General features: G+C 72.5%; 24 protein-coding genes. 11 read left to right on the top strand and 13 right to left on the bottom strand.

The window, feature by feature from the left end:
• Positions 1-167: 167 nt before the first annotated feature.
• Complete coding sequence (locus AC07DF_RS07375; RefSeq protein ID WP_478967853.1) at positions 168-1160, bottom strand: SCO0930 family lipoprotein; 993 nt, start codon at positions 1158-1160, stop codon at positions 168-170.
• A gap of 769 nt (positions 1161-1929) precedes the next feature.
• Between AC07DF_RS07375 and AC07DF_RS07370 the strand changes: the two genes are divergently transcribed.
• From AC07DF_RS07370 to AC07DF_RS07360, 3 genes are all read left to right on the top strand, one after another.
• Positions 1930-2058, top strand: a complete 129-nt coding sequence (locus AC07DF_RS07370; RefSeq protein WP_454447615.1) for a hypothetical protein — start codon at positions 1930-1932, stop codon at positions 2056-2058.
• A gap of 24 nt (positions 2059-2082) precedes the next feature.
• Positions 2083-2847 carry a bestrophin-like domain gene (locus tag AC07DF_RS07365; protein WP_478967851.1) on the top strand — a complete coding sequence of 255 codons (765 nt, stop codon included), beginning with the start codon at positions 2083-2085 and terminating at the stop codon, positions 2845-2847.
• 222 nt (positions 2848-3069) lie between these two features.
• A complete protein-coding gene (locus AC07DF_RS07360; RefSeq protein WP_478969434.1) occupies positions 3070-3630 on the top strand; it encodes a hypothetical protein in 561 nt (186 codons plus the stop codon).
• Between the two features lie 117 nt (positions 3631-3747).
• Here AC07DF_RS07360 and AC07DF_RS07355 read toward each other — a convergent pair whose 3' ends face one another.
• Positions 3748-4236: a hypothetical protein gene (locus AC07DF_RS07355; protein WP_478967848.1), complete on the bottom strand. Its 489-nt coding sequence runs from the start codon at positions 4234-4236 to the stop codon at positions 3748-3750.
• 351 nt (positions 4237-4587) lie between these two features.
• Here AC07DF_RS07355 and AC07DF_RS07350 point away from each other — a divergent pair, with 351 nt between their 5' ends.
• Positions 4588-5256 (top strand): class F sortase, encoded by a 669-nt coding sequence (locus AC07DF_RS07350; protein WP_478967847.1) that lies wholly within the window; start codon positions 4588-4590, stop codon positions 5254-5256.
• 39 nt (positions 5257-5295) lie between these two features.
• On the opposite strand, the gene AC07DF_RS07345 is transcribed toward AC07DF_RS07350, so the two are convergent.
• Complete coding sequence (locus AC07DF_RS07345) at positions 5296-6129, bottom strand: polysaccharide deacetylase family protein (RefSeq protein WP_478967844.1); 834 nt, start codon at positions 6127-6129, stop codon at positions 5296-5298.
• Between the two features lie 89 nt (positions 6130-6218).
• On the bottom strand, positions 6219-9509 hold the full coding sequence (gene lysX, locus AC07DF_RS07340) for a bifunctional lysylphosphatidylglycerol synthetase/lysine--tRNA ligase LysX (RefSeq protein WP_478967841.1): 3291 nt from the start codon (positions 9507-9509) through the stop codon (positions 6219-6221).
• 87 nt (positions 9510-9596) lie between these two features.
• Between lysX and AC07DF_RS07335 the strand changes: the two genes are divergently transcribed.
• Together AC07DF_RS07335 and AC07DF_RS07330 are read left to right on the top strand one after the other, a co-directional pair.
• Positions 9597-10058 carry a universal stress protein gene (locus AC07DF_RS07335; protein ID WP_478967836.1) on the top strand — a complete coding sequence of 154 codons (462 nt, stop codon included), beginning with the start codon at positions 9597-9599 and terminating at the stop codon, positions 10056-10058.
• A gap of 95 nt (positions 10059-10153) precedes the next feature.
• Complete coding sequence (locus tag AC07DF_RS07330; protein WP_478967834.1) at positions 10154-10591, top strand: pyridoxamine 5'-phosphate oxidase family protein; 438 nt, start codon at positions 10154-10156, stop codon at positions 10589-10591.
• Between the two features lie 36 nt (positions 10592-10627).
• Here the strand turns inward: AC07DF_RS07330 and AC07DF_RS07325 are convergent, their stop codons facing one another.
• Positions 10628-11785 (bottom strand): CapA family protein, encoded by a 1158-nt coding sequence (locus AC07DF_RS07325; RefSeq protein ID WP_478967832.1) that lies wholly within the window; start codon positions 11783-11785, stop codon positions 10628-10630.
• A 222-nt stretch (positions 11786-12007) separates the two neighbouring features.
• Here AC07DF_RS07325 and AC07DF_RS07320 point away from each other — a divergent pair, with 222 nt between their 5' ends.
• The 4 genes from AC07DF_RS07320 (at position 12008) to AC07DF_RS07305 (ending at position 15326) form a co-directional block, all read left to right on the top strand.
• Complete coding sequence (locus AC07DF_RS07320; RefSeq protein WP_193477437.1) at positions 12008-12553, top strand: sigma-70 family RNA polymerase sigma factor; 546 nt, start codon at positions 12008-12010, stop codon at positions 12551-12553.
• Between the two features lie 152 nt (positions 12554-12705).
• Positions 12706-13218 (top strand): hypothetical protein, encoded by a 513-nt coding sequence (locus AC07DF_RS07315; RefSeq protein ID WP_478967829.1) that lies wholly within the window; start codon positions 12706-12708, stop codon positions 13216-13218.
• Positions 13219-13368: 150 nt separating this feature from the next.
• Positions 13369-14028: a zf-HC2 domain-containing protein gene (locus tag AC07DF_RS07310; protein ID WP_478967827.1), complete on the top strand. Its 660-nt coding sequence runs from the start codon at positions 13369-13371 to the stop codon at positions 14026-14028.
• Positions 14029-14144: 116 nt separating this feature from the next.
• Positions 14145-15326 (top strand): PP2C family protein-serine/threonine phosphatase, encoded by a 1182-nt coding sequence (locus tag AC07DF_RS07305; protein ID WP_478967825.1) that lies wholly within the window; start codon positions 14145-14147, stop codon positions 15324-15326.
• Between the two features lie 7 nt (positions 15327-15333).
• Here AC07DF_RS07305 and AC07DF_RS07300 read toward each other — a convergent pair whose 3' ends face one another.
• The 3 genes from AC07DF_RS07300 to AC07DF_RS07290 form a co-directional block, all read right to left on the bottom strand.
• On the bottom strand, positions 15334-16197 hold the full coding sequence (locus tag AC07DF_RS07300; protein ID WP_478967824.1) for an Fpg/Nei family DNA glycosylase: 864 nt from the start codon (positions 16195-16197) through the stop codon (positions 15334-15336).
• A gap of 22 nt (positions 16198-16219) precedes the next feature.
• Entirely contained in the window at positions 16220-18307 is a 2088-nt protein-coding gene (locus AC07DF_RS07295) for a SpoIIE family protein phosphatase (protein ID WP_478967822.1), read from the bottom strand.
• Between the two features lie 76 nt (positions 18308-18383).
• A complete protein-coding gene (locus AC07DF_RS07290; RefSeq protein ID WP_478967819.1) occupies positions 18384-19493 on the bottom strand; it encodes a DUF6777 domain-containing protein in 1110 nt (369 codons plus the stop codon).
• Between the two features lie 132 nt (positions 19494-19625).
• Here AC07DF_RS07290 and AC07DF_RS07285 point away from each other — a divergent pair, with 132 nt between their 5' ends.
• Positions 19626-21047, top strand: coding sequence for a lipase maturation factor family protein (locus tag AC07DF_RS07285; protein ID WP_478967816.1), 1422 nt, complete (start codon positions 19626-19628; stop codon positions 21045-21047).
• Here AC07DF_RS07285 and AC07DF_RS07280 read toward each other — a convergent pair.
• From AC07DF_RS07280 to AC07DF_RS07260, 5 genes are read right to left on the bottom strand one after another with little or no spacing between them, the layout of a single operon-like run.
• On the bottom strand, positions 21035-21868 hold the full coding sequence (locus AC07DF_RS07280; protein ID WP_478967814.1) for an amidohydrolase family protein: 834 nt from the start codon (positions 21866-21868) through the stop codon (positions 21035-21037). The two genes, AC07DF_RS07285 and AC07DF_RS07280, sit on opposite strands and share 13 nt — an antisense overlap.
• Positions 21868-22182, bottom strand: a complete 315-nt coding sequence (locus AC07DF_RS07275; RefSeq protein ID WP_478967812.1) for an L-rhamnose mutarotase — start codon at positions 22180-22182, stop codon at positions 21868-21870. Before AC07DF_RS07275 ends, AC07DF_RS07280 begins: the two co-directional genes overlap by 1 nt.
• Complete coding sequence (locus AC07DF_RS07270; RefSeq protein WP_478967810.1) at positions 22179-23165, bottom strand: aldo/keto reductase; 987 nt, start codon at positions 23163-23165, stop codon at positions 22179-22181. The genes AC07DF_RS07275 and AC07DF_RS07270 overlap by 4 nt, the downstream gene beginning before the upstream one ends.
• On the bottom strand, positions 23162-23917 hold the full coding sequence (locus tag AC07DF_RS07265; RefSeq protein ID WP_478967808.1) for an SDR family NAD(P)-dependent oxidoreductase: 756 nt from the start codon (positions 23915-23917) through the stop codon (positions 23162-23164). Before AC07DF_RS07265 ends, AC07DF_RS07270 begins: the two co-directional genes overlap by 4 nt.
• The gene (locus AC07DF_RS07260; protein WP_478967806.1) at positions 23914-25257 is read right to left on the bottom strand and encodes an L-fuconate dehydratase; all 1344 of its coding nucleotides are present in this window, start codon (positions 25255-25257) and stop codon (positions 23914-23916) included. Before AC07DF_RS07260 ends, AC07DF_RS07265 begins: the two co-directional genes overlap by 4 nt.
• Between the last annotated feature and the right edge of the window lie 27 nt (positions 25258-25284).

Below are 25284 nucleotides of genomic sequence, written 5' to 3'. Positions count from 1 at the left end.
TGTTCGAGGCATTCCGGAGAGTTCCGGCCCGGAAGGGGAAGAGTGTTGAGAATTCGATGAGTTCAGGTGAAGCACGGCAAAACGGTCCGTCCCTCCGTGGGGCACGGAGGGACGGACCGGGTCAACGCCGCCGGGTGGACGAGATGATCAACCCTGGGGAGGTTTCTCTACTTCTCCGACGCGCCGACCAGCTTTCCGTCGGGGCGCACGGCGAACCAAGTGCCGCCCACACCCTGGCCGTTGGTGTCGCCCGGAGCCTTGTCGCCGGCGAAGGTGTAGATCGGCGAGCAGTTGATCGTCTGCTGCTTGCCCTTGCCGTCGGTCCGGTCGAAGATCATGTAGCCCTTCTCCTGGATGCCCTTGGTGTCGGCGAAGTCGACGGGCTCCACGAGCGGCCACTTCTTCAGGCACTCACCGCTGCAGTTCGAGACCGGCTTCGGCCAGGCCTCGTCCTTCTTGAACCGGTAGACGGTCATGCCGTTCTTGTCGACGACGATCTCGCCGAGCTTGGGGTCCTCACGGGTGGACAGCCCGGCCTGGGCCTCGGCCCCGCCGCCGCCGGCGGCGCCCGCACCGCCCTCCTGCGCCTTCTTGCCGTCGGGGGCCAGCGCGTACCACTTGCCGCCCACGCCCTGGCCCTTGACGTCACCGGCGTTGACGTCCTTGGCGTAGCGGTAGGCAGGCCAGCCGCCGACGGTCAGCTGCTTGGTGCCGTCGGCCCGGGTGACCGAGCCGAGCAGCGCCTTGTCGATGCCCTCGCCGGCCTCGGCGTCGTCCGCGGGGACCGGTGGCCAGGTCTTGGCGCAGTCGCCGTCACAGTTCGACTTGGGCGGCTGCTCGGTGTCCTGGTCGAACCGGTACAGGGTGAGGCCGAGACTGTCGGTCACCACCTTGCCGATCTCATCGGCGGTGGAGACGGACAGCTTGCCCGCGGGGTTGGACGGGCTGGAAGCGCTCGGCACGGCAGCCGGGCTGCTCGCGGTGCCGCCCGCACCCGCGGTCCCGGCGCCTGCGCCGATGCTTCCGTAGTCCCCGGGCGCCGCCGTGGCGCCCACGTTCTGGCTGGCCGCCGGAGGGCTGTCCTGACCGCACGCCGTCGTCAGCGCCAGGACCGCCGCGGCGCTCGCCACGAGTGAGGCGCTCCGCCAGGAGGTCTTCATCGTCAACTCCCCATAATCGCAAGGGTGTTGCAGCGCCCTGCTGCGCCGCCGCACGGCCATGAGTACGCACGGGGGCGGCGATTGTGTTCAACGACCGGCCAAATTTCTTTCCGGAACCTGTGAGGAGCACCCTCCGGAACCTGTGAGGAGCACCCTCCGCCGTCGCACGCACGTGCGCGCCGGGCTCCCCGCGGGCGACCGCTGATCAAACCAACGGCACCCGGATATCCCTCTTTCGGGGCAATCCCCTTGCGCTCCGGCACGTCCCGGCGGAACAAGGCTCATGATCTTCGTCGTGTATGGACCCCTCTCGATCCAACCCGCCGTCGCCGTAAGGGCCTTGGCGGCGGCTGCGCTGACGTGGGCGCTCGTCGGCGCACCGGGTTCAGTGGCGGTGGCCACCGCCTGCGCGTACGCCTCGACGGGGCCGGACGGCACGAAAGCGGTGGCGTACGCCGGGAGCAAGACCTGGCCGACCAAGCCGCCGTGCCCGACACCCACACCGACGCCCACGCCCACGCCCACACCGACTCCGACACCCCCGGCGCCGACGCCGACGCCGAGTCCGTCTCCGGACCCGAAGCCACCGCCTCCAAAGCCGACGCCCACGGCCAGGCCCGAGCCGCCGCCTCCGCCGCCTCCGCCCGCTCCACGCCCGGCGGCGCCCCCGCCCTCGCCGGCCCCCAGGCCCGTGCCACCGCCGCCCCCTCCCCCGGCTCCGGCACCAAAACCGTCGGCCACGCCCACCCCGCGTCCGTCCGCCTCGCCCGTGCACTACCCGCGGTATCGCGCCGCGCCGCGGCCACGGCGGACGAGCAACACGATGTCGCCGCTCACCTTCGTCCTGCTCGTCACGGTGCCCGCGGTGGTCGCCGTCGCCGCGCTGCGCGCGCGCTGATCCCTGAAGCCCTGGAGGTACCTCTTGCCGGAATGGCTTGTTCTCACCCTCGCGATGCTGGCCGCCTGCGCCGTGGTGGTCATCATCACCCTCGTACGCCACCGCACGGCGTCCGACGACGAGGACCCCAGCGAGACCCCGGACGTCATCGAGTACATGACGATGTGGATCGGCGTGGTGTACGCCATCGTCCTGGGCCTGGCGATCGCCGGTGTCTGGGAGGGGCGCAGCGCCGCCCAGGACCACGTCCAGGCCGAGGCCACCGCGCTGCACGAGATCTCGGAGCGGGTCCGGGTCTACCCGGCCGACGTGCGCGACCGGATCCGGGACGACATCGAGGCCTATGTGGGACACGTCGTCACCACCGAGTGGGACACCATGGCCGACGAGGGCCGGGTCACCGAGCGCGGTCACCGGCTCTTCGAGCGCATCCGCCAGGACGTCACCGACTATGAGCCGAAGACGGACTTCCAGGCCCAGGCCTACCAGCCGCTCCTCGACCAGGTGACCGCGGCCAACCAGGCCCGGATCGCCCGGGCCGAGTCGACCGGGGAGACCATGCCGGGCGTGGTGTGGTTCGGTCTGATCGCCGGAGCCGTCGTCACCATCGGGATGATCTTCGCCCTGCAGATCCGCAGAACGACACGTGAATTGGTCCTCGCCGGGCTGTTCTCGGCGCTGATCGCCTTCCTGCTGTTCCTGATCTGGGACTTCGACTCGCCGTACAGCAGGGGCGTGACCGCGTCGGCGGACCCGTTCCTCAATCTCTTCCCGGGCGCCGGGGACTGACGGCGCCCGCACCACGGATCCGGGCCGGGGGGCGCGCGACACTCCGTCGCCGTCCCCCGGCCGCGGTACCGCAGTTCCCCCGGGCGGCCCACACGCATGCCCCATTCGCGCTACTGCGATCGCGCTACGACGCGCCCCTTCCTAGCGTTTCGGGCATCGAGGTGCATGTCTGACGTGAGCGGAACAGGTCCGCGGCTGCTCCTCGGGGACCCGGAGGTCACCATGCGCGCGATACGCGTCGCTTCGGCCGTACTGCTGGGCGCCGGCGCCCTCGCCTCCTGCATGCCGACCGCCTACGCGGCGGTCCGGACCGATTTCGGCTTCAGCGTCGAGCCCTCCACCGTCGCGGCGGGCGAACGGGTCACCCTGCGGGTGGTCCGCAACGCGGCGTGCCGGGGAGAGGCGGTGGTCTCCTCACGGGTCTTCGACCTGGTCGCCATCCCGCCCCGGGAGTCGTCGGCGCGGGCCGTGGTCGACTGGGACGCCAAGCCCGGCGCCGTGTACGACGTGGAGTTCGTCTGTGACGAGTCGAGCGGCACCGCGCGCCTGACCATCGCGGGCGGCCGTCCGACGCACCACCCCACCAACCAGCCGACGCACCACTCCCCGCACCACCCAGCGGACCACCACCGGCACCCGTCGAAGGGCGCGCACGCCGGAGAGGGCGGCACCCTCGCGGGCTTCGACCTCAAGGAGATCGGCCTCGGCGCCGCGCTCATCGCCGGCGCGCTGGGGACGACCTACCACCTCGCACGCCGCCGCACCGACGAGGAAACCGGCTGACCGGCCCGGCGCAGCCGCCGCCCGCGGGTCCTGTCCTCGCCCCGGGCCCTCGAGGGAACCGGGGCGAGGACCGTTTCAGGTGCGACGCGGCTCGCCGAACGAGCCGGAAGCGAGGCGTCAGACGCGCCGCTCGGCCCGGCGGCGCATCCAGAACACGCCGCCGCCGACGGCCGCCGCCGTCACGAGGCCACCGCCGATGGCCACGTCGGTCGGCGTCGCACCGGTGGTGCTGCTGCCGCCGATACCGCCGCGGACACCGCCGATGACGGTGAAGGCCTGCGGCTTGGTGAGGGTCCTGCCGTCGCACCTGACCGTGATGTCGTACGGACCCGGGCGGGCGTTGTTCCTGATGGTGGCGGTGCCCCTCGCCGTCTCGTTGGCGCCCCGGATGGGCGAGAGCCTCGCCGGCATCGTGAACGCATCGGAGGTCGCCGTGCCGCCGTTGCGGCAGCCGTCGACCGTGATGGTCAGCTGACCGCCGCGGGCGATCACGCTGGGCAGGGCGACGATGTTGCTCGGTCTGTCCCACGCGACGGCCGCGGGGGCGGAGAGCCCGAGGGCGGCGACCGCCGCGCCGGCGACCGCCAGAGCACGAGTGTTACGCATGTGAACCTCCGCGGAAGACGCCCCGGGACCCGTCCCCGGTCGATCGGCGAGAAAGCGCCTCCCAGAAAGACAGTCAGTTGCTCTCCCCGGACCCGCATTTTGGGAATGGTCCGTCCTGGTGAGAGCGGATACCGCGAGAAATCCGCGCAATCGGATATCGCCGCAGGTCACGGACCGTCAGAAATTTCCTCGCGGCGGCAACTCGGATGGCGCACCTGAAATACCCGGGCCACCGAACGCGGACCCGGGCCACCCGTTCGCCCCCGTCCCGTCGCCGGTTCCGTGCACGGCACTTAGCGTTCTGATATGCGCGAAAGGCAGGGCGACGGCCGCGTCGAGAGGGGATGGCGAATGTCTGCGTCCGAGCTGGCCCAGGCCGAAGAGGAGGCGCGGCCGAAGAAGCGCGCCCCGTGGGGCGTGATAGCGCTGGTTCTGCTGACCGGCCTCGCCCTCATCCGGAATGGTTCGGGGGAATTCGACGAGGGTCCGCCGCAGCCGGCGACGGCGGCCGCCACGGACAGCCGGGTGCCCGGCGCCACCTTCGCCGGGACCGTACAGCCCCTGCCCTACTCCCTCCCGGACCGGGTCAGGATCCCGGCGATCCAGGTCGACACGCCGATCATCCCCGTGGGCCTGGACGCGGACGGCTGGGTCGGCGCGCCCCCACCGGAGGACCCGAACCTGGCGGGCTGGTTCACCGGGGCCGTCACCCCGGGCGAGAAGGGCACCGCGGTCGTCGTCGGCCATGTCGACAACCAGCTGGGCCCAGCCGTGTTCTACGCGCTCGGCGCCCTGAAGAAGGGAAACCGCGTCGAGGTCGCCCGGCAGGACGGAAAGACCGTCGTGTTCGAGATCTACGGCGTCGAGGTGTTCGAGAAGGACAACTTCCCGGGCGACCGTGTGTACGCGTCCAAGGGCGCGGCGGAACTGCGGGTCATCACCTGCGGCGGCGGTTTCTCGCAGCAGAACGGCTACGCGGGCAACGTCGTGGTCTTCGCCCGCGCGGTCGAGGTGCGCTGAGCGTTCCCTTCCGGGCGGGCGAAGGCATGCCGGCCCCTGTCACGCGTAATGCCGCCGGGGGACGGTGACGTGGTAGCCGGCGTCCAGCAGTTCGGGCAGATAGCGCCGCAGGGCCCGCACGCTCTGCGAACGGTCGCCCCCGGCGTCGTGGGAGAGCACCACGACGCCGGGGGCGGCGCCGTTCTCCACCCGGCGGACGATGGTCCGGGTGCCGGGGCTGGTCCAGTCGAGGGTGTCGATCGTCCAGGCGAGGGGTTCCATGCCGAGTTCGGCGCCGATCCGGAACGCGGTGCGGTTCCAGGCGCCGTAGGGGGCGCGGAACCACTCGGGGCGCTCCCCGTAGCCGTCCTCGATGACGTCGCAGGTGCGTTCCATCTCGGAGCGGATCTCCCGGCGGGTGAGGCGGGTGAGCAGCGGGTGGGACCAGGTGTGGTTCCCGACGACGTGGCCCTCTTCGCCCATCCGCGCCAGCAGTTCCCTGTTGCCGGCGACCATGCCGCCGCACACGAAGAACATCGCGCGCACGTCGTACTTGGCGAGGGTGTCCAGGACGGCCGGGGTGTAGCGGGGGTCGGGGCCGTCGTCGAAGGTCAGCACCATGCGGCGGCCGCGCCCGGAGAAGCGCAGCAGCGGTGCGCGCCGTACCAGGGTCCGGCGGGGCGCGGCGTGCGCCGGGCCGTATCCGGTCAGGGGCTGGAGCCGGTACGCGGAGGAGCTGAGCGGGCGGCGGACCTGGGGTCCGGCGGCCGGGGCGGTCCCGGCGGGGCCGCCCCCGGTGACCCCCGCGAACACACCGGCCGTGGCGGCGGCACCCACGAAGCCGGAGCCGGCGAGCAACACCCGGCGACGGGTGAGCAACTGATCCTTCTTCATGACTCATGAGTCGCCCGGCGGGACACCGGCGCACCTGAGCAACACCGGTGCGGCGGCGCGGTTTCACCCGGACGGCCCACGCAGACGGGTCAGCGGCGGCGCACCAGGGGGAACGGCAGGGTCTCCCGGATCGTCAGTCCGGTGAGGAACATGACCAGCCGGTCGACGCCGATGCCGAGGCCGCCGGTGGGCGGCATGGCGTATTCGAGGGCGTCGAGGAAGTCCTCGTCGAGTTCCATCGCCTCGGGGTCGCCGCCGGCGGCGAGCAGGGACTGGGCGGTGAGGCGGCGGCGCTGCTCGACGGGGTCGGTCAGCTCCGAGTAGGCGGTGCCCAGCTCGGTGCCGAAGGCGACGAGGTCCCAGCGTTCGGCGAGGCGCGGGTCGGTGCGGTGCTGCCGGGTGAGCGGGGAGACGTCGGTGGGGAAGTCCTTGTAGAAGGTGGGCAGCTGGGTCCGCTCCTCGACGAGCCGTTCGTACATCTCCAGGACGACGTCGCCGGGGCCGTCGTCGGCGGTGTACGGCACGCCCGCGCGGTCGCACAGCCGGAGCAGCTCGGGCAGGCCGGTGCCGGCATGGATCTCCTCGCCGAGGGCCTCGCTGATGGCGCCGTGGACGGTCTTGACGGGCCACTGCCCGGAGATGTCGTACTCCTTGCCGTCCTTGCGGGCCACGGGGCTGCCGAAGGCGGCGGTCGCGGCGCCCTGGACGAGTTCGCGGACGAGGTCGAGCATCACGTCGTAGTCGGCGAAGGCCTGGTAGGCCTCCAGCATCGTGAACTCGGGGTTGTGCTTGTAGGAGACGCCTTCGTTGCGGAAGGTGCGGCCCATTTCGAAGACCTTCTCCATACCGCCGACGCACAGCCGCTTCAGGTACAGCTCGGGGGCGATGCGCAGGTACAGGTCGAGGTCGTAGGCGTTGATGTGGGTGGTGAAGGGCCGGGCGTTGGCGCCGCCGTGGATCTGCTGGAGCATCGGCGTCTCGACCTCGAGGTAGCCGCGTTCCAGCAGGCCCTGGCGCAGGGCCTGGACGGCGGTGGAGCGGGCGCGGATCACCTCGCGGGCGCCGGGGCCGGCGACCAGGTCGAGATAGCGGCGGCGGACCTTGGCCTCGGGGTCGGCGAGGCCCCGGCGTTTGTCGGGCAGGGGGCGCAGGCATTTGCCGGTGAGCTGCCAGGAGGTGACGAAGACGGTCGGTTCGCCCCTGTCGCTGACGCCGGCGCGGCCGGTGGCGGTGATGTGGTCGCCGATGTCGGTGTCGGCGGTGAAGCGGTCGAGGGCATCGCCGGAGCGGTCTCGGGTGAGGGCGAGTTGGTGGTCGCCGGACCAGTCGCGCAGCACGACGAAGACGATGCCGCCGAAGTCGCGGACCAGCATGATCCGGCCGGCGACGGTGACCTCTTCGCCCTTCACGACCTCGGCGAGGGTGTGGGTGCGGGGCGGGAGGCCCACCGGGTAGGGGTCGGTGCCGGCGGCGCGCAGCCGGTCGAGCTTGCGGTGCCGGACACGGACCTGGTCGGACAGGCCGGAGAGGGGGTCGGCGGGCTCGGTCCCGTCCCCTCCGGCGAGGCCGAGCGCCGCCAAGGACGGCAGCCCCTTCGTGGTGACGGGCCGCTGTCCGCCCTTCGGGTGCCCTCTTCCCCACAACTTGCGCATCGACGGTACGGACACGAAGCCCTCGGCGATGCCGGAGGCGAGACCGACCTTGGCGAGGGAGGCGGCCTCCGCGTAGCAGAGGAAGCGGGGGTACCACTCGGGGCGGTACTTGGCGTTGGACCGGTACAGGGCCTCCAGCTGCCACCACTTGGACAAGAAGAGCAGCAGGCGGCGCCAGAGGCGGAGGACCGGTCCGGCGCCGATGCGGGCGCCCTCCTCGAACACGGAGCGGAACACGGCGAAGTTCAGCGAGACCCTGCGTACGCCGAGTTTCGGGGCTGCGTGGCACAGTTCGGCGACCATGAACTCCATGACGCCGTTGGGGGCGGTGCGGTCACGGCGCATCAGGTCCAGGGAGACGCCGTCCTTGCCCCAGGGCACGAAGGACTGGATCGCGAGGAGCCGGCCGTCCTTGTCGTGGGCCTCGACGAGGAGGCAGTCGCCGTCGGCCGGGTCGCCGAGCCGGTCCAGGGCCATGGAGAAGCCGCGTTCGGTCTCGGTGTCGCGCCAGGCGTCGGCCCGTTGGACGATCTGCCGCATCTCCTCCTCGCTCAGGGTGGAGTGGCGGCGGACGCGGCAGCCGGCGCCGGTGCGGCGGACCCGGTTGACGGCTTGGCGGGTGACGCGCATGTCGCGGCCGTCGAGGTCGAAGTCGAGGACGTGCAGGATCGCCTCGTCGCCGAGCTGGAGCGCGCCGAGCCCGGCGCGCACGAACGCCCGGGCGCCCTCTTCGGAGGCCCCCATCACGGCCGGGACCCAGGCGTATCGGCGGGCCACGTCCTGCCAGGCGGCGATCGCGTGCGGCCAGGCCTCCCGGTCGCCCACCGGGTCGCCACTGGCCAGGCACACGCCGGCCTCGACGCGGTAGGTGACGGCGGCCTTGCCGCTGGGCGAGAAGACGACGGCCTTGTCGCGGCGGGTGGCGAAGTAGCCGAGGGAGTCCTGGTCGCCGTAGCGGCCGAGGAGGGCGCGGATGCGGGCCTCCTCGTCGTCGTGCAGGGCGGCTTCCAGGCGCTGGGAGCGGAAGAGGGTGGCGGCGGCGTTCAGCAGGGCGAGCGCGCCGAACAGGCCGAGCAGGAAGTACAGGGCGTGCGGCGGGCGGCCGTCGAAGCTGCCCGCGGGCACCAGGCCGCCCAGGACCCGGTTGGCGGCCCAGGCCAGACGCTGGTCGCCGGGCAGTGTGCCGGGAAAGGCCGCCACCAGGGCCCAGCCGGCCAGGATCGCCACGACAAGACCGGCCACCAGGACGGCGAGGGCGCGGCGTACGGCGGCGCGGCGGGAGGCGGCGTAGAACTCCCCGCGGGCGACGATCAGCAGGGCGAGGGCGAGCCCGCACACCACGAAGGACGGGACGGACTCGGCGAACTGGCCGACGGCCATGCCGAGGATGTCGGACAGGACCAGCAGGCCGAGGTAGACGACGACCAGCCACCAGGCGATCTTCTTGCGGGCGCCCGTCGCGGCGGCGAGCAGGAACAGGAAGACCGCGTAGGCGAGGTTGGCGCTGACGGGGACGAGCAGCAGGTCCAGGAAGCGGACGAGCGGACGCAGCCCGGTGCGCAGCGGCGGGATGAGCGCCAGCAGGGCGCAGAGCAGGCCGAGGACGCCGAAGAAGACCGCGAAGCCCTCGGGCACCCGGCCCAGGAGGCCGTGGGCCCGGCCGCGGGGCGCCCGTATCGGACCCCCGGTGTCCTTCTCGGCCGTCCCGGTGTCCGCGATGGCGCTCATGTATCGACTCTAGGAACACGCGCCTCTTCTCGCCCCTCGAGCCTCCCGCCGGGCGGCCGGACCTGCGGCTTCCGATAGCCTCGCGGCGTGACGGAACAGCACGCCCATCAGTTCGAGCGGGGCACGGACGGGCCGAAGGTGATCGTGGTCGGGGTGGACGGCTCCGACTCCTCCCTGCGGGCCGTGGCCTACGCCGGTGGCCTGGCCCGGCGGCAGCACGCGCTGCTCGCCGTGGTGTACGTGCAGCCGGTGCTGGCGGCGGGGGCGGCGCTGGGGGCGCCGGTGGCCGGGACGACCGACGAGATAGCCGAGGAGCTGGTGGCGCAGATCCGGGACGCGGCCGAGCGGCTCAAGGGGATATTCGAGGTCCGCTGGGAGTTCCACACGTTCCCCGGCGATCCGTACAACGGCCTGGTGCAGGCGGCCGACGAACTCAAGGCGGACGCCGTGGTCGTGGGCGCGTCCGAGCAGGCGGGCCACCGGATCGTCGGGTCGGTGGCGGTCCGGCTGGTGAAGGCCGGGCGGTGGCCGGTGACGGTGGTGCCGTAGGAGGACCAGGCCGTCGCGGGAAGACGGGATTTTGCGGACACGACCTAGGTCCCTGGTCGGTAGGCACGGGTTCGTGAGGGCCCGAGGATGCTGCCGTGACTTCCTTCGCCTTCGACGTGGACGCCTTCCTGTCCCGGCCCCTCACCGCACGCCTCGCCACCAACGGGCCGACGGTCCGCCCTGTGTGGTTCCTCTGGGAGGAGGACGCGTTCTGGGTTCTGACCGGGCCCTGGGCCCGCCTCTTCGACCGGGTGCGGGCCGATCCCCGGGTCGCGCTGGTGGTGGACGAGTGCGACCCGGCGACCGGTCTGGTCCGGCAGGTGATCGCCCGGGGACGGGCCGAGCTTGTGCCCTTCGACGTCGAGCGGGGACGGCGCAAACTGGTCCGCTATCTGGGCACGGACGAGGAACGGTGGGACGAGCGGTTCGTGCACTACCTCCACGACGATCCGGCGCGGAGCGGGACGGTGTGGCTGCGGCTGCGGCCCGCGTCCCTCGTCGCGCACGACCTGAGTTACGCCGTCGCGCCCTGAGACGGCCACGGGCGCACGGCCGGGCGGTGCTCCGCCCTACTCCCCCATCACCAGTCCGTCCCCGGCCGCGCCCCTGGCGAGTACGACGTCCCGGATGCGGTCGCGGACGGCCTGTCCGTCGGCGCCCTGGGCGATGGCGCGGTTGAGGTTCACGACGCGGCCGGCGTCGACGTCGAACAGCTGGGGGACGAACTCGGCCTTCGTCACCTCCCAGCGGCCGCCCGGCCGTGCGGGCGGGGCGAAGGTGAAGCGGCCGAGGGTGGACTGGTTGCCGCGCGGGTCCTTGGCGCCCTGGTGGTTGATCATCTCGCCGGCGATCTGGTCGCCCATGCCGTAGATCACCCAGGTGCCGTTGACCTTCTCGTAGGCCTGCGGGACGTGCGCGTGGGTGCCGAGGATCAGGTCGATGTCGGGGCGTGAGCCGCTGCGCGCGGCGGTGAGGTTCCGGGACAGGGTCAGCTGCTGTTCGTCGGGCGCGTCCTGCCACTCGGTGCCCCAGTGCAGGGAGACGACGACCACGTCGGCGCCCGCCCGGCGCGCGGCCCGGGCGTCCGCGAGGATCGTGCCCTCGTCGATGAGGTTCACGGCCCAGGGCTGTCCGGCCGGGAGCGGGATGCCGTTGGTGTCGTAGGTGTAGGCGAGATGGGCGATCTTCGCCGGGCCCGCCTGGAGGACGGTCACCGCGCGCGCCTCCTCCTCGGCGCGTGCCGAGCCCGCGTGCCGTACGCCCGCGCGGTCGAGGGCGTCGAGGGTGCGCCTGATGCCGTCGGCGCCGTCGTCCAGCGTGTGGTTGGAGGCCGTGGAGCAGCCGTCGTAGCCGGTGACGGCGAGGGCCTGGGCCACCTCGGGCGGGGACTTGAAGGTGGGGTAGCCGGTGTAGGCGCCGTTCTCGCCGTAGACGGTCTCCATGTGGCACAGGGCCACGTCGGCGCGGGCGACGACGGAGCGGATCCCCGCGAACATCGGCCGGAAGTCGTAGCCGGTGCCGCCGGCGTCGAAGCGGGCCCGGTCGATGATCGAGCTGTGCGGGAGGACGTCACCGGAGGCGACCAGTGTGAAACCGCGGGGCACGGCGGAGGACGGTGCCGGGCGTCCCGGGCCGCGCGGTTCATGGCCGCCGCGGGCCTGGCAGGCCGCGCCCGCGGCGAGGACGACGGTCAGGGCCAGGGCCACCTGTCGACTGCGAGCGATCATCCATTCACCCCTTTGTGGGCGTTGTGGTCGTATTTACGCACCATCAGGAAAGAAGGCTCATCCCGTCCCACGCGGCTCCGACACGCTCATTAGCCCATCCGGAACACACTGGTCCGGGCGCGGTGACCGTTCGTCGAACCGTTCGTCGACGCGATCGACCGTCCGCCGCACGGGCCGATACGTGCCCTGTCCCCCGGCCGCGCCCTGCGGTGGCATACGGCCATGACGGCCGGATCCACTCTCACGAACGGAACGACCGCCGAGCACGAGCTCGCCGCACTGCAGCGGGAGCACGGCCGGCCACTCTTCGCGCTCCTGCTCCGGCTCTGCGACGGCGACCGGCAGCGCGCGGAGGACCTGGTGCAGGAGACGCTCGTACGCGCCTGGCAGCACCCCGAGGCCCTGCGCGCCGACGACTTCGAGTCCGTACGGCCCTGGCTGATGACCGTCGGGCGGCGCCTCGCGATCGACGCCCGGCGAGCCCGGCAGGCGCGTCCGGCCGAGGTCGGCGACGCGGTGCTGGAGAACGCGCGGGTCATCTCCGACCACGCCGAGCGGGCCGCGGCGATGCTCGACGTCCGCCAGGCTGTGAAGACACTCACTCCGGAGCACCGTGAAGTCCTGGTGCTCGTGTACTTCCAGGGGGCGAGTGTGGCGGAAGCCGCGGCGACCCTCGGGATCCCGCCCGGTACGGTGAAGTCCCGCGCGTACTACGCGCTGCGCGCCCTGCGCCGGGTGCTTCCCGGATACGCCGCCGACCTGCGCTGAAACCAATGGGCGGGTCAAGCCTCCGTAAAGCGCCTTGCTGAACACCCCGGTTGAGTAATCGGCTGTTCTCATCCGTGTTCCGGAGAGGGCCGACAGTGCCCCCGGGGCCCGGTGTCGGGCTACGCGCACGTACCGGAGGAAGGCAGGAAGGGATGCTGCACAGAGGTGAAGAGAGCACGGACGGCGCCGGCGGTGAACTGACCGTCCCCATGGCGTGGTTGTACGCCGAGTACATCGCCGACGAGCTGCTGCGGACGGGCGATCTGATGCCGCCGACGTCCTTCGAGTTCCGGGCGGGGCGGGACGCCCTGGCGCTGACCATCTTCCTCTCCGACACCGACGGGGAACTGTCCGGCATCCGGGTCGTCACCCAGCTGGAGACGTGGCTGTCACTGACCGCGTACGACCAGCCGTGGCAGGAGTGGGTGCGCGAACGGCTGGCCGAGCTGACCGGCGCGGCCGCGCGGGAGGGGCGGCCCGCCCCGGACCTGGACCTGGCGGACGAGGCCTGGCGCTGGCTGCAGGAGACGGAGCTGCTCGCGCCCGATCTGAACGCGGTGCCGGGTGGTGCGCCGGTGACAGGGGAGGACGAGGGGCCGAAGGTCTGGACGCCCGCCTGGCAGCTCGGACTGCCGCTGGGACACCTCGCGATCCATCTTTTTTAGATTTCCGCGTCTGAGACCAATCCGCTGCGCGGAGGGCTCCGAATCCATAGGTTGCGATTGTGTCACCGCCTTGAGTGATTCCGCTGCCTGGTCCGTACCGGTGGGAGCAAGGAGTAACCCCACCCGCACCCAACGGCACGAGGATTCGGCATGAGGTCCCTGGAACGGCATCGCGACGTCGGCGCCTACGCGCTCGGCGTGCTGGACGAGGCGGAGGCCTTCCGCTTCGAGGACCACCTCATGGAGTGCCCTCGGTGCGCTGCAGAGGTGACGGAATTCGGCGCCACGACACGGCAGTTGATGCTGTACCGGCGGGCGACACCACGGTTCGTGCACCCGATGGCGCAGCCCGGGCCGCGCATGCTGGACCGGCTGCTGGCCGAGGTGGCGACCCGGCGCCGGGCCGGACGCAGACGCCTGATGTTCGCCCTGGCCGCCTCGGTGGCGTTCGCGGTGTCCGTACCCGGCGTCGCGATGATGGCCCAGGGCAGCAGCACGGACGAGGGGCCCCTGACGGTCGCGGCGACCGACGCGCGCTCCGGCGTCTGGGCCCAGGTCACCGTCGAGGACAAGGCCTCGGGCAGCCAGGTCGAGCTGAAGGTCAAGGACGCGGCCGGTCCGCGCTCCTGCCACCTGGTCATCATCGGCCGCGACGGCTCCGAGGAGACCGCGACCAGCTGGCACGGCCCCGGCCACGACACCCACCCCAACACGATGATGGCCAGCTCCTCCAAACACCCGGACGAGACCGCCCGCTACGAGGTCCGCTCGGCGTCCGGGGAGGTCCTGGTGAGGCTTCAGCCCCGCTAGCGGGTGTCGTCCGTCCGCCCCTGTCGCCGGGCATACCGCGTGCGCCGGTGTGACACTGCTGGTTGGCGCACCCGGGAGGCAGCCGGGTGTCCGCGGTCGCGACGAGGGGAGACGAGGTGGCGGCGTCACAGGACGGCGACGGCCGCTTGGAGGAGTACCTCGGTGATCCGGGGAACAGGGCGCTGGACCTGACCACCGCGGTGGCTCGCTGCACCGAGGCCCTGGGGCTCCAGGACTCCGCGGTGTACCTCGCCGACATCCAGCAGCGCCGGCTCGTGCCGCTCACCGACGTGGCCTCGCCCCTGCTCGTCGACGACTCGCTCGCCGGCTGGACCTACCGCACCCAGTCCCTGCGCGTGGAGGAGTCCGAGTCGGGCGGCATGACGGCCTGGGTCCCCCTCGTGGACGGCGCGGAACGCCTCGGTGTCCTCGCCGTGCACTCGGACTCGCTGACCCCGGCCGTGCTGCGCCGCAGCAAGGCCCTCGCCACGCTCCTCGCCATGATGATCACGTCCAACCGGGCCTTCCAGGACTCCTTCGTCCGGCGTACGCGCACCGAACCGATGCGGCTGCCCGCCGAGATGCTGCGGGCGTTTCTGCCGCCGCGCACGATCGGCACCGCGCGGGTCGTGTCCACGGCCGTGCTGGAGCCGGCCTACGAGCTCGGCGGCGACGCCTTCGACCACTCCCTCACCGAGACGGCCCTGCACGCCACGGTCCTCGACGCCATGGGGCACGACCTGGCCTCCGGGCTCACCACGGCCGTGTGCCTGGCCGCGAGCCGCAATGCCCGGCGGGCCGGGGCGGACCTGCCCGACCTGGTGCAGAGCGTCGACGACGCGCTGGCACAGTGGCTTCCCGACCAGTTCTGCACGGGGGTCCTGGCCCAGCTGGACCTGGCCACCGGGGTGCTGCGGTGGTGCAACTGCGGGCATCCGACCCCGCTGCTCATCCGTGACAGACGGCCGGACGCCGGCGCCATGCGGCGCGAGCCGGAGCCGCCGATGGGTCTGCCCTCCCGGCTGGCCGGGCTGAAGCGGCGGACGCACGAGATCGCTCTGAAGCCCGGCGACCGGGTCCTGATGTACACCGACGGGGTCACGGAGGCCAGGGCCGGCGACGGCGCGGAGTTCGGTCTCGAGCAGTTCGCCGACTACATCATCCGGGCGACGGCGGCCGGCGAGCTGGCGCCCGAGACGCTGCGGCGGCTCATCCACTCCATCCTCGACTCCTCCGGCAGCCGGCTGCGGGACGACGCGACCATCCTCATGTTCGAGTGGTCGCCCCCGGCCCGGTGACCGCGCGTCACTTCAGCAGCCGGGACATCCTGCGGTCCGCCAGCGGCTTGCCGCCCGTCTGGCAGGTCGGGCAGTACTGCAGCGAGGAGTCGCTGAAGGACACCTCCCGCACGGTGTCGCCGCACACCGGGCAGGGCTCGCCGGTACGGCCGTGGACGCGCAGGCCGCTCTTCTTCTCGGCCTTCAGCCGCCCGGCCGCCACGCCCCGGGAGCGTTCGACGGCCTCGGTGAGCGTGTCGCGCAGGGCCTCGTACAGACGGTGGGTCTCCTCCTCGCTCAGGGACGCGGCCAGTTTGAAGGGCGACATCCTCGCCGCGTGCAGGATCTCGTCGCTGTAGGCGTTGCCCACGCCCGCGATCAGGCTCTGGTCGCGGAGCGCGCCCTTGAGCTGCCGCCGTTCACCGGCCAGGAGTTCCGCGAAGCGCCGCTCGTCGAAGTCGCCGGCGAGGGGGTCCGGGCCGAGCCGGGCGACGCCCGGGACCTCCTGCGGGTCCCCCACGATGTACACGGCGAGCCGCTTCTGGGTGCCGGCCTCGGTCAGGTCGAAGCCGGAGCCGGTCTCCAGGGCCACGCGCAGCGCGAGCGGGCCCTTGCCGGGGCGGGGCGGGCCGTCGGGCAGACGGTCCTTCCAGTGCAGCCAGCCCGCGCGGGCCAGGTGCGTCACGAAGTGCGGGCCGTCCGCGGTCGCGATGTCGAGGAACTTGCCGTACCGGCGTACGGCGGCGACCTCGTGTCCCTCCAGCGCGGACAGGGGCGGGTCATACGTCTTCAGGACGCTGATCGCGACGGGCAGCACCCGGACGATCTCGTGGCCGACGAGGTGCTCGGCCAGGAAGTCCTTGAGCGCCTCGACCTCGGGGAGTTCCGGCATGAGTCCAGAGTGCCACGCGGGGTCAACGCTGGTCGGGCACCACGAACTCGCACCACACGGCCTTGCCGCCGCCGCGCGCCTCCACGCCCCATACGTCGGTGAGCAGCTCCACCAGGAGCAGGCCCCGTCCGGAGACGCCCGACTCGCCGGCCTCGCGGCGGCGCGGCAGGGCGCTGGAGGAGTCCTCGACCTCGACGCGCAGCCGGCGGCCGGAGCCGGTAAGGACCCGCAGGGTGACGATCGCGGAGCCCTCGGTGTGCATCAGGGCGTTGGTGATCAGCTCGTCGGCGGCCAGTTCGATCTCGTCGGCGCGGTCCCGGGCTCCCCACGCCCCGACCGCGGTGCGGATCATGTGCCGGGCCTCCGCGAGGGCCGTCGGGTCGCCGGGGGCCACGTGCCGCTGGAGCCGTTGGCCGGACTGCGGGCCGTCGGGCCCGCGCCGGCGCAGCAGGAGCAGCGCCACGTCGTCGTCGCCGCAGCGCTCGGCGGCCACGTCGATGAGCCGGTCGGCGAGGTCGCGTACGTCGTCGGGGCCGGTGGCGACGAGCGCGGTGAGGGTGCGCATGCCGTCGTCGAGGTCGGCGCCGGGTTGCTCCACCAGTCCGTCGGTGCACAGCAGCAGGGTGTCGCCGGGGTCCAGCTCCACGGTTCCCACCGGGTACTCGAGGCGGCCGAACTCGGCGGACAGACCGAGCGGCAGACCGCCCGGGACGGTGACGCGGCGGCAGGACCCGTCGGGCCGGCGCACGAGCGGGTCGATGTGGCCGGCCCGGACCACCTGGAGCACGCCGGTCGACAGGTCGGCCTCGGCGTAGAGGCAGGTCGCGGAGCGGTCGGTGTCGAGTTCGTGCAGGAACACGGAGGCGCGGGCCATCACGGTGGCCGGGGTGTGCCCCTCGGCGGCGTAGGCGCGCAGCACGATGCGCAGCTGGCCCATGACGGCGGCCGCGTGCGTGTCGTGGCCCTGGACGTCGCCGATGACGGCGCCGACCCGGCCGCCGGGCAGCGGGATGAGGTCGTACCAGTCGCCGCCGATGTCACGGCCGACGGAGCCGCCGATGGTGGCGGCGCGGTAGCGGACGGCGACGTCGGCCCCGGGCACGCTCGGGATGGTCCGGGGCAGCATGGCCTGCTGGAGGCCCTGCGCGAGGTCCATCTCCTGCTCGTAGAACATGGCCCGCTGCAGGCTCTGCGCGATGCTGCTGCCGAGGGCGACGAGGATGTTGCGCTCCTCGGGGGTGAAGCCGTACCGGTCGCTGTAGAGCAGGCCCATCGCGCCGATGGGCTGGGCCTGGACGATGAGCGGCAGATAGGCGGCCGAGGTGATGTTCAGGTCGGTGATGTGCGGCCACAGGATCGGGTAGCGCTCGGCGAACTCCTCCGGCGATTCGATGAAGCGGGGGCCGAGGGTCCGCACGGCCTCGCTCATGGGGTAGGGCTCGTCGATCCGGGTGACGCGGGTGCCCGGCACGAAGCTGTCCGAGGGCCCCTCGGCGACCAGGCGGATGCGCCCGGCCTCGACCAGGCCCATGACCAGGCTGGTGGCGCCCAGGTGGACGAGGCCGTGGGTGTCCTTCAGGACGTCGATGACGTCCTGGACGGTGCGGGCGTGGGCGAGGGCGGCCGTGGTGAGTTCGACGACGCTGGTCTGCTCCCGGCTGGCCTGGTCCCGGGCGGCCTGGTCGAGGCGGGCCTCGCTCTCGCCGAGTTCCTGGGTGGCGTCCCGGACGATGCCGATGATGCGGCGGGGCCGTCCGGTGTCGTCGCGCCGGATGTAGCCCTGGGTGTGGGTCCAGCGCAGGGTGCCGTCGCGGCGGCGCATGCGGAAGTAGGCGCCGTAGTTCTCGCTGCCGTCCTTCAGGGCCTGGGAGACCGCGGTGTCCAGGCGCCGTGCCTCGCCGGGCGGGACCCGTTTGGCGAGCGTCGCGGGGTGGCCGTCGTACTCGTCGAGGCGCACGTCGAAGACGTCGTGGGCCTGGGCGTCCATCTGCATCAGGCCGGTGTCCAGATCCCAGTCGAAACTGCCCATCCGGTTGAGCGCGAGGATCGGATCCGGGTGGGCGGGCCAGTCGTCCGGGAGTGACAGGGCGCTCCCTCCCCGATCAGCCATGGGCCCACCTTGCCAGTAATCATCCGATTCTTCGACCGATGTGCCGAGCGTACGGGTCTCCCGGGCGGAGCGTTCCTCAGTCGCCATCGGGGATCAGACCGGCTCCGTCGGGCAGGTCGGGGCTGTCCGGCACGGTGTCGGGGCCGACCTCGCCGGAGCCGCCGGGGTCCACCGGATCCGGTTCGTCGGGAAGCGGGGCGGCCTCGTCGAGCGGTGCCACGGGCGGTGCGACCGCGTCTGCCGGGGAGTCCGTGTCCCGGGGAGCCGTACCGTCCACGCCCGGGGAGAGGCCGGGCTCGGGCGGGGTGCCCCGGGGCTCGCGCGGAGTGGCTTCGGGCGCGACCGGGGGGAGGGACGAGGGCGCGCGGGACACCGGAGGTCGCCGCGCCCAGAGCGGTGGCGGCAGGGGCCGGTCGTGGCGTACGTCGTGGCCGGTCGGCCGTTCGATCCAGGTGCGGGCGGCGAGGTCGATGATGGTGAAGTCGGTGATCACCTGCGGGGCCGGGGTCACGACGATCACCTCGCCGGGCCGGTAGCCGGGCCAGGGGCTGCCGTGGCCGCGCGGCGTGCCCCGCATCGCCAGCGGCGGACGCAGCGGGTTGCCGCAGGCGCAGCGGACGCGCGGCACGCCCCGGTCGTCGACCAGGACGGCGGTGCCCGCCTGGAGGACGGACTGGTAGCCGCTCGCCCGTCCGGCCCGGAAGCCGTGGTTGGTGACGCGGGTGTCGGCGCGCAGCACGAGGGGGGTCAGCCGGCGCACGTGGTCCGGGACGGCCGCCGGGGAGACGCCCGCGACCCGGGCGAAGGCGCGGATCCTGGCCCGGTCGCGGGTGAGGTGGCCGATCTGCCGCGCGATGTCGCAACTGCCGGTCCGCTCGATGCCGCCGTACAGGCCGGGTGTCCCGCCGGAGAGCGAGCGCGGTCCGCCGGGGCCGGCAAGGATCCGGGACGGGCCGTCCGGGCCGGCTCGTCCCGGCGTTCGCGGGGCGGGGGACGGGGTAGCCGTCGTGGTGGCCGTGGAGGCCGTGAAGGGGTCCGGTCCCCGGGCCGCGGCCGGCTGGAGGAAGAGCTCTCCGCCGGCGTCCGCGTCGTCACCGTCGCCGTCGCCGTCGGTGCCGCAGCCCGAGAGGAGGAGCGCCGTCGAGAGCAGACAGGCCATGACGAGGGTCCCGGTGTGTGTCCGCACCCAGCCCTCCTGCCTCGTTTCCGGCCATTCGTCCCTATTGTTTGCTTCACTCACTTGGGTTACGCAACCGGAACGGGGCCGCACGGAGCGTGACACTGGGGTCCGGCTCGGCATCGGGAGGAGCGCACGGCCGTGGACTGGTTCACCGCATCCGACTACTGGCTGAGCCGGCTGGTCTTCCAGCGGGCGCTGGCCGCCGTGTATCTGGTCGCGTTCCTGACGGCGGCTTCGCAGTTCCGGGCGCTGATCGGACAGCGCGGCATGCTGCCGGTGCCGGGGTTCGTCGAGCGGGTGCCGTTCAAGCGGGCGCCGAGCCTGTTCCAGCTGTACTACTCGGACCGCTTCTTCGCGCTCTGTGCCTGGGCGGGCTGCGCGGTGTCGGCGGCGCTGCTGGCCGGGCTCGACTCGCTGCTGCCGTTGTGGGGCGGCATGCTGCTGTGGCTGGTGCCGTGGGTGCTGTACCTGTCGATCGTGAACGTCGGGCAGACCTGGTACTCGTTCGGCTGGGAGTCGCTGCTGCTGGAGGTCGGCTTCCTCGCCGTGTTCCTCGGCAACGACGAGGTGGCGCCGCCGGTCGTCGTGCTGTTCCTGCTGCGGTGGATCCTGTTCCGGGTGGAGTTCGGCGCGGGGCTGATCAAGATGCGTGGCGACGAGTGCTGGCGGAAGCTGACGTGCCTGGACCACCATCACGAGACCCAGCCGATGCCGGGTCCGCTGAGCTGGTTCTTCCACCATCTGCCCAAACCCCTGCACCGGGTCGAGGTGGCCGCGAACCATGTCACCCAACTCGTGGTGCCGTTCCTGCTGTTCACCCCGCAGCCGGTCGCGACGGCCGCTGCCGCGCTGATGATCGTCACCCAGCTGTGGCTGGTGCTGTCGGGCAACTTCTCCTGGCTGAACTGGATCACGATCGTGCTGGCCCTGTCGGCGGTACGGTTCCCGGCCGATCCGCCGGACGTGCCCGGCGCCCCGCTCTGGTACCTGGTCGTGGTGCTGGCGGTGGCCGCGCTGCTCGTGGGCCTCAGCTACCAGCCGGTCCGCAACATGCTCTCCCGACGCCAGGTGATGAACCGCTCCTTCGACCCGGTCCATCTGGTCAACACCTACGGGGCGTTCGGCAGTGTGAGCCGGGTCCGCTACGAGGTGGTGGTCGAGGGCACCGCGGACGACGTGCCGCGCCCGGACTCGGACTGGCGGGAGTACGAGTTCAGGGGCAAGCCGGGCGATCCTCGGCGCTGGCCCCGGCAGTTCGCGCCGTACCATCTGCGGCTGGACTGGATGATGTGGTTCGCGGCGCTCTCCCCCGCCTACGCCGGCTCCTGGTTCGGCACACTGGTGGAGCGGCTGCTGGAGAACGACCGGGCCACGCTGAAGCTGCTGCGCCGCTCGCCGTTCCCGCCGGACGAGCCCCCGCGGTACGTGCGCGCCCGCCTGTTCCGCTACCGCTACACGACCTGGCGCGAGCTGCGGGAGACGGGCGCGTGCTGGGAGCGGACGTACGTACGGGAGTACCTGCCGCCGACGCGGCTGGCGGAGTCGGCTCAGAGGTCGTAGACGCGGGTGGCGGTGGTCGCGAGGATCTGCTCGTGATCGTGCTCGGAGGTCAGGCGGCGTACGAGGTCCAGTGTGCCGCCGTACGAGGTGGCGAGCGTGCACACCGGCCAGTCCGAGCCGTACATCAGACGGTCCGGGCCGAAGGCCTCCAGGGCCGCGTCGGCATACGGGCGCAGGTCCTCGACGGTCCAGGAGGCGAGGTCGGCCTCGGTGACCAGGCCGGACAGCTTGGCGACCGTGTTGGGCAGGGCGGCGAGGGCGCGCAGGCCGGATGCCCAGGGTTCGAGGTCGCCGGAGGCGATGGGCGGTTTGCCCAGGTGGTCGAGGACGAAGGTGAGGCCCGGCAGGCCCGCGGCGGCCCGCGCGCAGGCCGGGAGCTGATGGGGCAGGACCACGAGGTCGTAGACCAGCCCGGCGTCGGCGACCGCGGCCAGTCCCCGGGTGACGTCCGGGCGCAGCAGCCATTCCGGGTCGGGTTCGCCCTGGACCTGGTGGCGAATGCCCTTGAGGTGGCGGCCGCCGGGGAGTTCCCGCAGCCGGGCCAGTTCCTCCGCGACGTCGGGGCGGGTGAGATCGGTCCAGCCGACGACGCCCGCGATCAGGTCGTGCTCCTCGGCCAGGGCCAGGAACTCCGGGGTCTCCTCGGGCACGGTGATCGTCTGGACGAGGACCGTGCGCTCCACCCCGGCCGCTCTCGCCTCGGGTTCGAGGTCCTTCATGGTGAAATCGCGGCGCAGGGACGAGAGTTCGGGGCCGCTGATCCAGTCCTGGTCCCGTACGGACAGGTCCCACACATGGTGGTGAGCGTCGACGACGGTCATCACGGCAGCTCCCAGACGACCGGCAGGCCGGCGTCGGCGCCCTCGCCGGAGTAGTCGTGCACCACGTCCAGCAGCTCGGCCATGCGGGCCTGCCAGGCGACGTTGACCGGGAGCTTCTCCAGTTCGGCGAGGAGACGGGCGTAGTCCTCGCACTCCAGGAGGTGGAACAGGTCGGTGCCGCTGCGCCAGATCGTCCAGGAGCCGACGCCGGCGGCGCGGATGGCGTCGGTGAGTTCCTCGGGGACCTCGCGGTGGGCGGCTTCGTACTCGGCCACGCGGTCGGCGCGGACCTTGGTGTGCAGGGCGACTCTCATGACGGCTCCTCGGTGGGGACGGGGGCGTCGACGGGCAGCAGTCCCTTGGCGCGCAGGTCGTGCCAGAACGCGGCGGGCACGCGCGCGGCGAACTGGTGGGCGCAGTCGCGGACCTCGTGCGCCGAGCGGGCCCCGACGAGGACGCTGGCGACGGCCGGGTGGGCGGCGCAGAAGGCCAGGGCGGCGGCGCGCAGCGTGGTGCCGTGGCGGTCGGCGACGGACTTCAGCCGCAGGGCACGCTCGACCAGTTCGGAGGGGGCGACGGTGTAGTTGTACGTCGCGCCCGGCCGCGGGTTCGCCAGCAGTCCGGAGTTGAAGGCGCCGCCGATGACGACGGACGTGCCGCGTTCCTGGGCGGCGGGCAGCAGGCCGGTGAGGGCGCTCTGGTCGAGCAGGGTGTAGCGGCCGGCGCACAGCACCACGTCGACGTCGGTGTCGCGGACGAAGCGGGTGAGCATCTCCGCCTGGTTCATGCCGGCGCCGATCGCGCCGACCACGCCCTCGCCGCGGAGCTTCTCCAGGGCCGGATAGCCCTCCCGGAAGGCCTCTTCGGCATGCTCGTCGGGGTCGTGGAGGTAGACGACGTCGACCCGGTCGAGGCCGAGCCGTTCCAGGCTGGCCTCCAGGGTGCGGCGTACGCCGTCGGCGCTGAAGTCCCACACGCGGCGGTGGGTGGCGGGCACGGCGAACCCGTGGGCCAGGTCGTCGCCGCTGCCGTCCGAGGGCTCCAGCCGGCGGCCCACCTTGGTGGAGATCGTGTACTGGCCCCGGGGGCGGTCGCGCAGGGCGGCGCCGAGGCGGCGTTCGGAGAGACCGAGGCCGTAGTGCGGGGCGGTGTCGAAGTAGCGGATGCCCCGCTGCCAGGCAGCCTCCACGGCGTCGTGCGCCTGTGCCTCGCCGACTTCGGAGTACAGGTTGGCGATCGCGGCGGCGCCGAAGGACAGGGCGCTGACCTCGACGCGGCTGCGGCCGAGCCGGTTCACCGGGCCACCGGGCGCAGCCGCAGGCCCTGCATGCCGCCGTCGACGGCGAGGGCGGTGCCCGTGGTGGCGCCGGAGAGGGGGCCGGCCAGATAGGCGATGGCGCCCGCGACCTCGGCCGCCGAGACCAGCCGGCCGGTGGGCTGGCGGGCCTCCAGGGCGGCGCGTTCGGCTGCCGGTTCGGGCGCGGCGTCGAGGAGGCGGCCGACCCAGGGCGTGTCGACCGTGCCCGGGTTGACGCAGTTGACGCGGATGCCCTCGCGGACATGGTCGGCGGCCATGGCGAGGGTGAGGGAGTACACGGCGCCCTTGGTGGCGCTGTACAGGGCACGCTGCGGCAGGCCCGCGGTGGCGGCGATGGAGCAGGTGTTGACGATCGCGGCGTGCGCGGAGGCGCGCAGATGGGGCAGGCAGGCGCGGGCGGTGCGGACCATGCCGACGACATTGACGTCCAGGACGCGGTGCCACTCGTCGTCGGAGTTGTCCTCGACGCTGCCCTGGGCGCCGATGCCCGCGTTGTTGACCAGGACGTCAAGGCCGCCGAGGTCGGCGACCGCCGACGCCACGGCCGCGCGCACAGACGCGTCGTCGGTGACGTCCGCGCGGTAGGCGAGCAGCGGCTTGTCGACCGGCGACGGGTCCAGGTCGAGGACGGCGACCCGGGCGCCGCGCTCCGCCAGGAGGTCGGCGGTGGCCCGGCCGATGCCGGAGGCGCCGCCCGTCACCAGGGCTGTGATGCCCTCGAAGTCGCTCATACGGCCTGGCCCTTCTTCCGCTCGTCGAGGTCGGCGGCCCAGAACTCGCCGCCCGGGTAGGTGAATCGCGCCAGTGACTCGGGCCGCATGGCGGCCGAGAAGCCCGGCGCGGTGGGTGCCGTGTAGTGAGCCTGGCGGATCACCACCGGGTCGAGGAAGTGGTCGTGCAGATGATCGACGTATTCGATGACGCGGTCCTCGGTGGTGCCGGACAGGGCCACGTAGTCGAACATCGACAGGTGCTGGACCAGTTCGCACAGGCCCACGCCGCCCGCGTGCGGGCAGACCGGCACGCCGAACTTGGCCGCGAGCAGCAGGATCGCGAGGTTCTCGGGGACGCCGCCGACGCGGGCCGCGTCGATCTGGACGACGTCGAGTGCGCCGGCCTGGAGGAGCTGCTTGAAGACGATGCGGTTGTGCACGTGCTCGCCGGTGGCGACCTTCACGGGGGCGACGGCCCTGCGGACCGCCGCGTGGCCGAGGATGTCGTCCGGGCTGGTGGGCTCCTCGATCCAGTACGGGTCGAACTCGGCGAGGGCCTTGGTCCAGCGGATCGCCTCGTCGACGTCCCAGCGCTGGTTGGCGTCGACGGCCATGCGGATGTCCGGGCCGATGACGGAACGGGCGACGCGGCAGCGGCGGATGTCGTCCTCGAGGTCGGCCCCGACCTTCAGCTTGATCTGCCGGAAGCCGTCGGCGACGGCCCGGGCCGCGAGCCGGGTGAGCTTCTCGTCGTCGTAGCCGAGCCAGCCGGGTGAGGTGGTGTAAGCGGGGTAGCCGTGCTCCAGCAGCCGGGCCGTGCGCTCCTCGGCGCCCTGCCGGCCCCGGCGCAGCAGGGTCAGGGCCTCCTCGGGGGTGAGGGCGTCGGTGAGGTAGCGGAAGTCGATCTGGCGCACCAGCCATGCGGGCTCGGCCTCGGCGAGCAGCCGCCACAGCGGCAGGCCGGCGCGCTTGGCGGCCAGGTCCCACACGGCGTTGACGACCGCGCCGATCGCCATGTGCATCACGCCCTTCTCGGGCCCGAGCCAGCGCAGCTGGCTGTCGCCGATCAGGTCGCGGTTCAGGGTGGACGGGTCGGCGCACAGGTCGTCTGCCGAGCGGCCGATCAGGTGCCCGCGCAGCGCGTCGATCGCGGCGACCTGCACCTCGTTGCCCCGCCCGATGGTGAAGGCGAACCCGTGCCCCTCGTGTCCGTCGGCCGCGTCCGTGCGCAGGACGACGTAGGCCGCCGAGTAGTCGGGGTCCGGGTTCATCGCGTCGGAGCCGTCGAGCTCGCGCGAGGTGGGGAAGCGGATGTCGTGGGTGTCGACCGCGATGATGCGGGCGGGCGTCGAGGACACGGAGGGCCTTTCGGTTGCAGGGGGCGG

Source organism: Streptomyces sp. NPDC044719 (assembly GCF_056433405.1).
This window is presented reverse-complemented; position numbering and strand designations above follow the sequence as displayed.

What these genes read in the sequence shown, in the direction of transcription:
- AC07DF_RS07375 (WP_478967853.1), bottom strand. Translation starts at nt 1,160, where the DNA reads ATGAAGACCTCCTGGCGGAGCGCCTCACTCGTGGCGAGCGCCGCGGCG.
- AC07DF_RS07360 (WP_478969434.1), top strand. Translation starts at nt 3,070, where the DNA reads ATGCGCGCGATACGCGTCGCTTCGGCCGTACTGCTGGGCGCCGGCGCC.
- AC07DF_RS07355 (WP_478967848.1), bottom strand. Translation starts at nt 4,236, where the DNA reads ATGCGTAACACTCGTGCTCTGGCGGTCGCCGGCGCGGCGGTCGCCGCC.
- AC07DF_RS07350 (WP_478967847.1), top strand. Translation starts at nt 4,588, where the DNA reads ATGTCTGCGTCCGAGCTGGCCCAGGCCGAAGAGGAGGCGCGGCCGAAG.
- AC07DF_RS07345 (WP_478967844.1), bottom strand. Translation starts at nt 6,129, where the DNA reads ATGAAGAAGGATCAGTTGCTCACCCGTCGCCGGGTGTTGCTCGCCGGC.
- lysX (WP_478967841.1), bottom strand. Translation starts at nt 9,509, where the DNA reads ATGAGCGCCATCGCGGACACCGGGACGGCCGAGAAGGACACCGGGGGT.
- AC07DF_RS07325 (WP_478967832.1), bottom strand. Translation starts at nt 11,785, where the DNA reads ATGATCGCTCGCAGTCGACAGGTGGCCCTGGCCCTGACCGTCGTCCTC.
- AC07DF_RS07320 (WP_193477437.1), top strand. Translation starts at nt 12,008, where the DNA reads ATGACGGCCGGATCCACTCTCACGAACGGAACGACCGCCGAGCACGAG.
- AC07DF_RS07315 (WP_478967829.1), top strand. Translation starts at nt 12,706, where the DNA reads ATGCTGCACAGAGGTGAAGAGAGCACGGACGGCGCCGGCGGTGAACTG.
- AC07DF_RS07310 (WP_478967827.1), top strand. Translation starts at nt 13,369, where the DNA reads ATGAGGTCCCTGGAACGGCATCGCGACGTCGGCGCCTACGCGCTCGGC.
- AC07DF_RS07300 (WP_478967824.1), bottom strand. Translation starts at nt 16,197, where the DNA reads ATGCCGGAACTCCCCGAGGTCGAGGCGCTCAAGGACTTCCTGGCCGAG.
- AC07DF_RS07295 (WP_478967822.1), bottom strand. Translation starts at nt 18,307, where the DNA reads ATGGCTGATCGGGGAGGGAGCGCCCTGTCACTCCCGGACGACTGGCCC.
- AC07DF_RS07280 (WP_478967814.1), bottom strand. Translation starts at nt 21,868, where the DNA reads ATGACCGTCGTCGACGCTCACCACCATGTGTGGGACCTGTCCGTACGG.
- AC07DF_RS07275 (WP_478967812.1), bottom strand. Translation starts at nt 22,182, where the DNA reads ATGAGAGTCGCCCTGCACACCAAGGTCCGCGCCGACCGCGTGGCCGAG.
- AC07DF_RS07265 (WP_478967808.1), bottom strand. Translation starts at nt 23,917, where the DNA reads ATGAGCGACTTCGAGGGCATCACAGCCCTGGTGACGGGCGGCGCCTCC.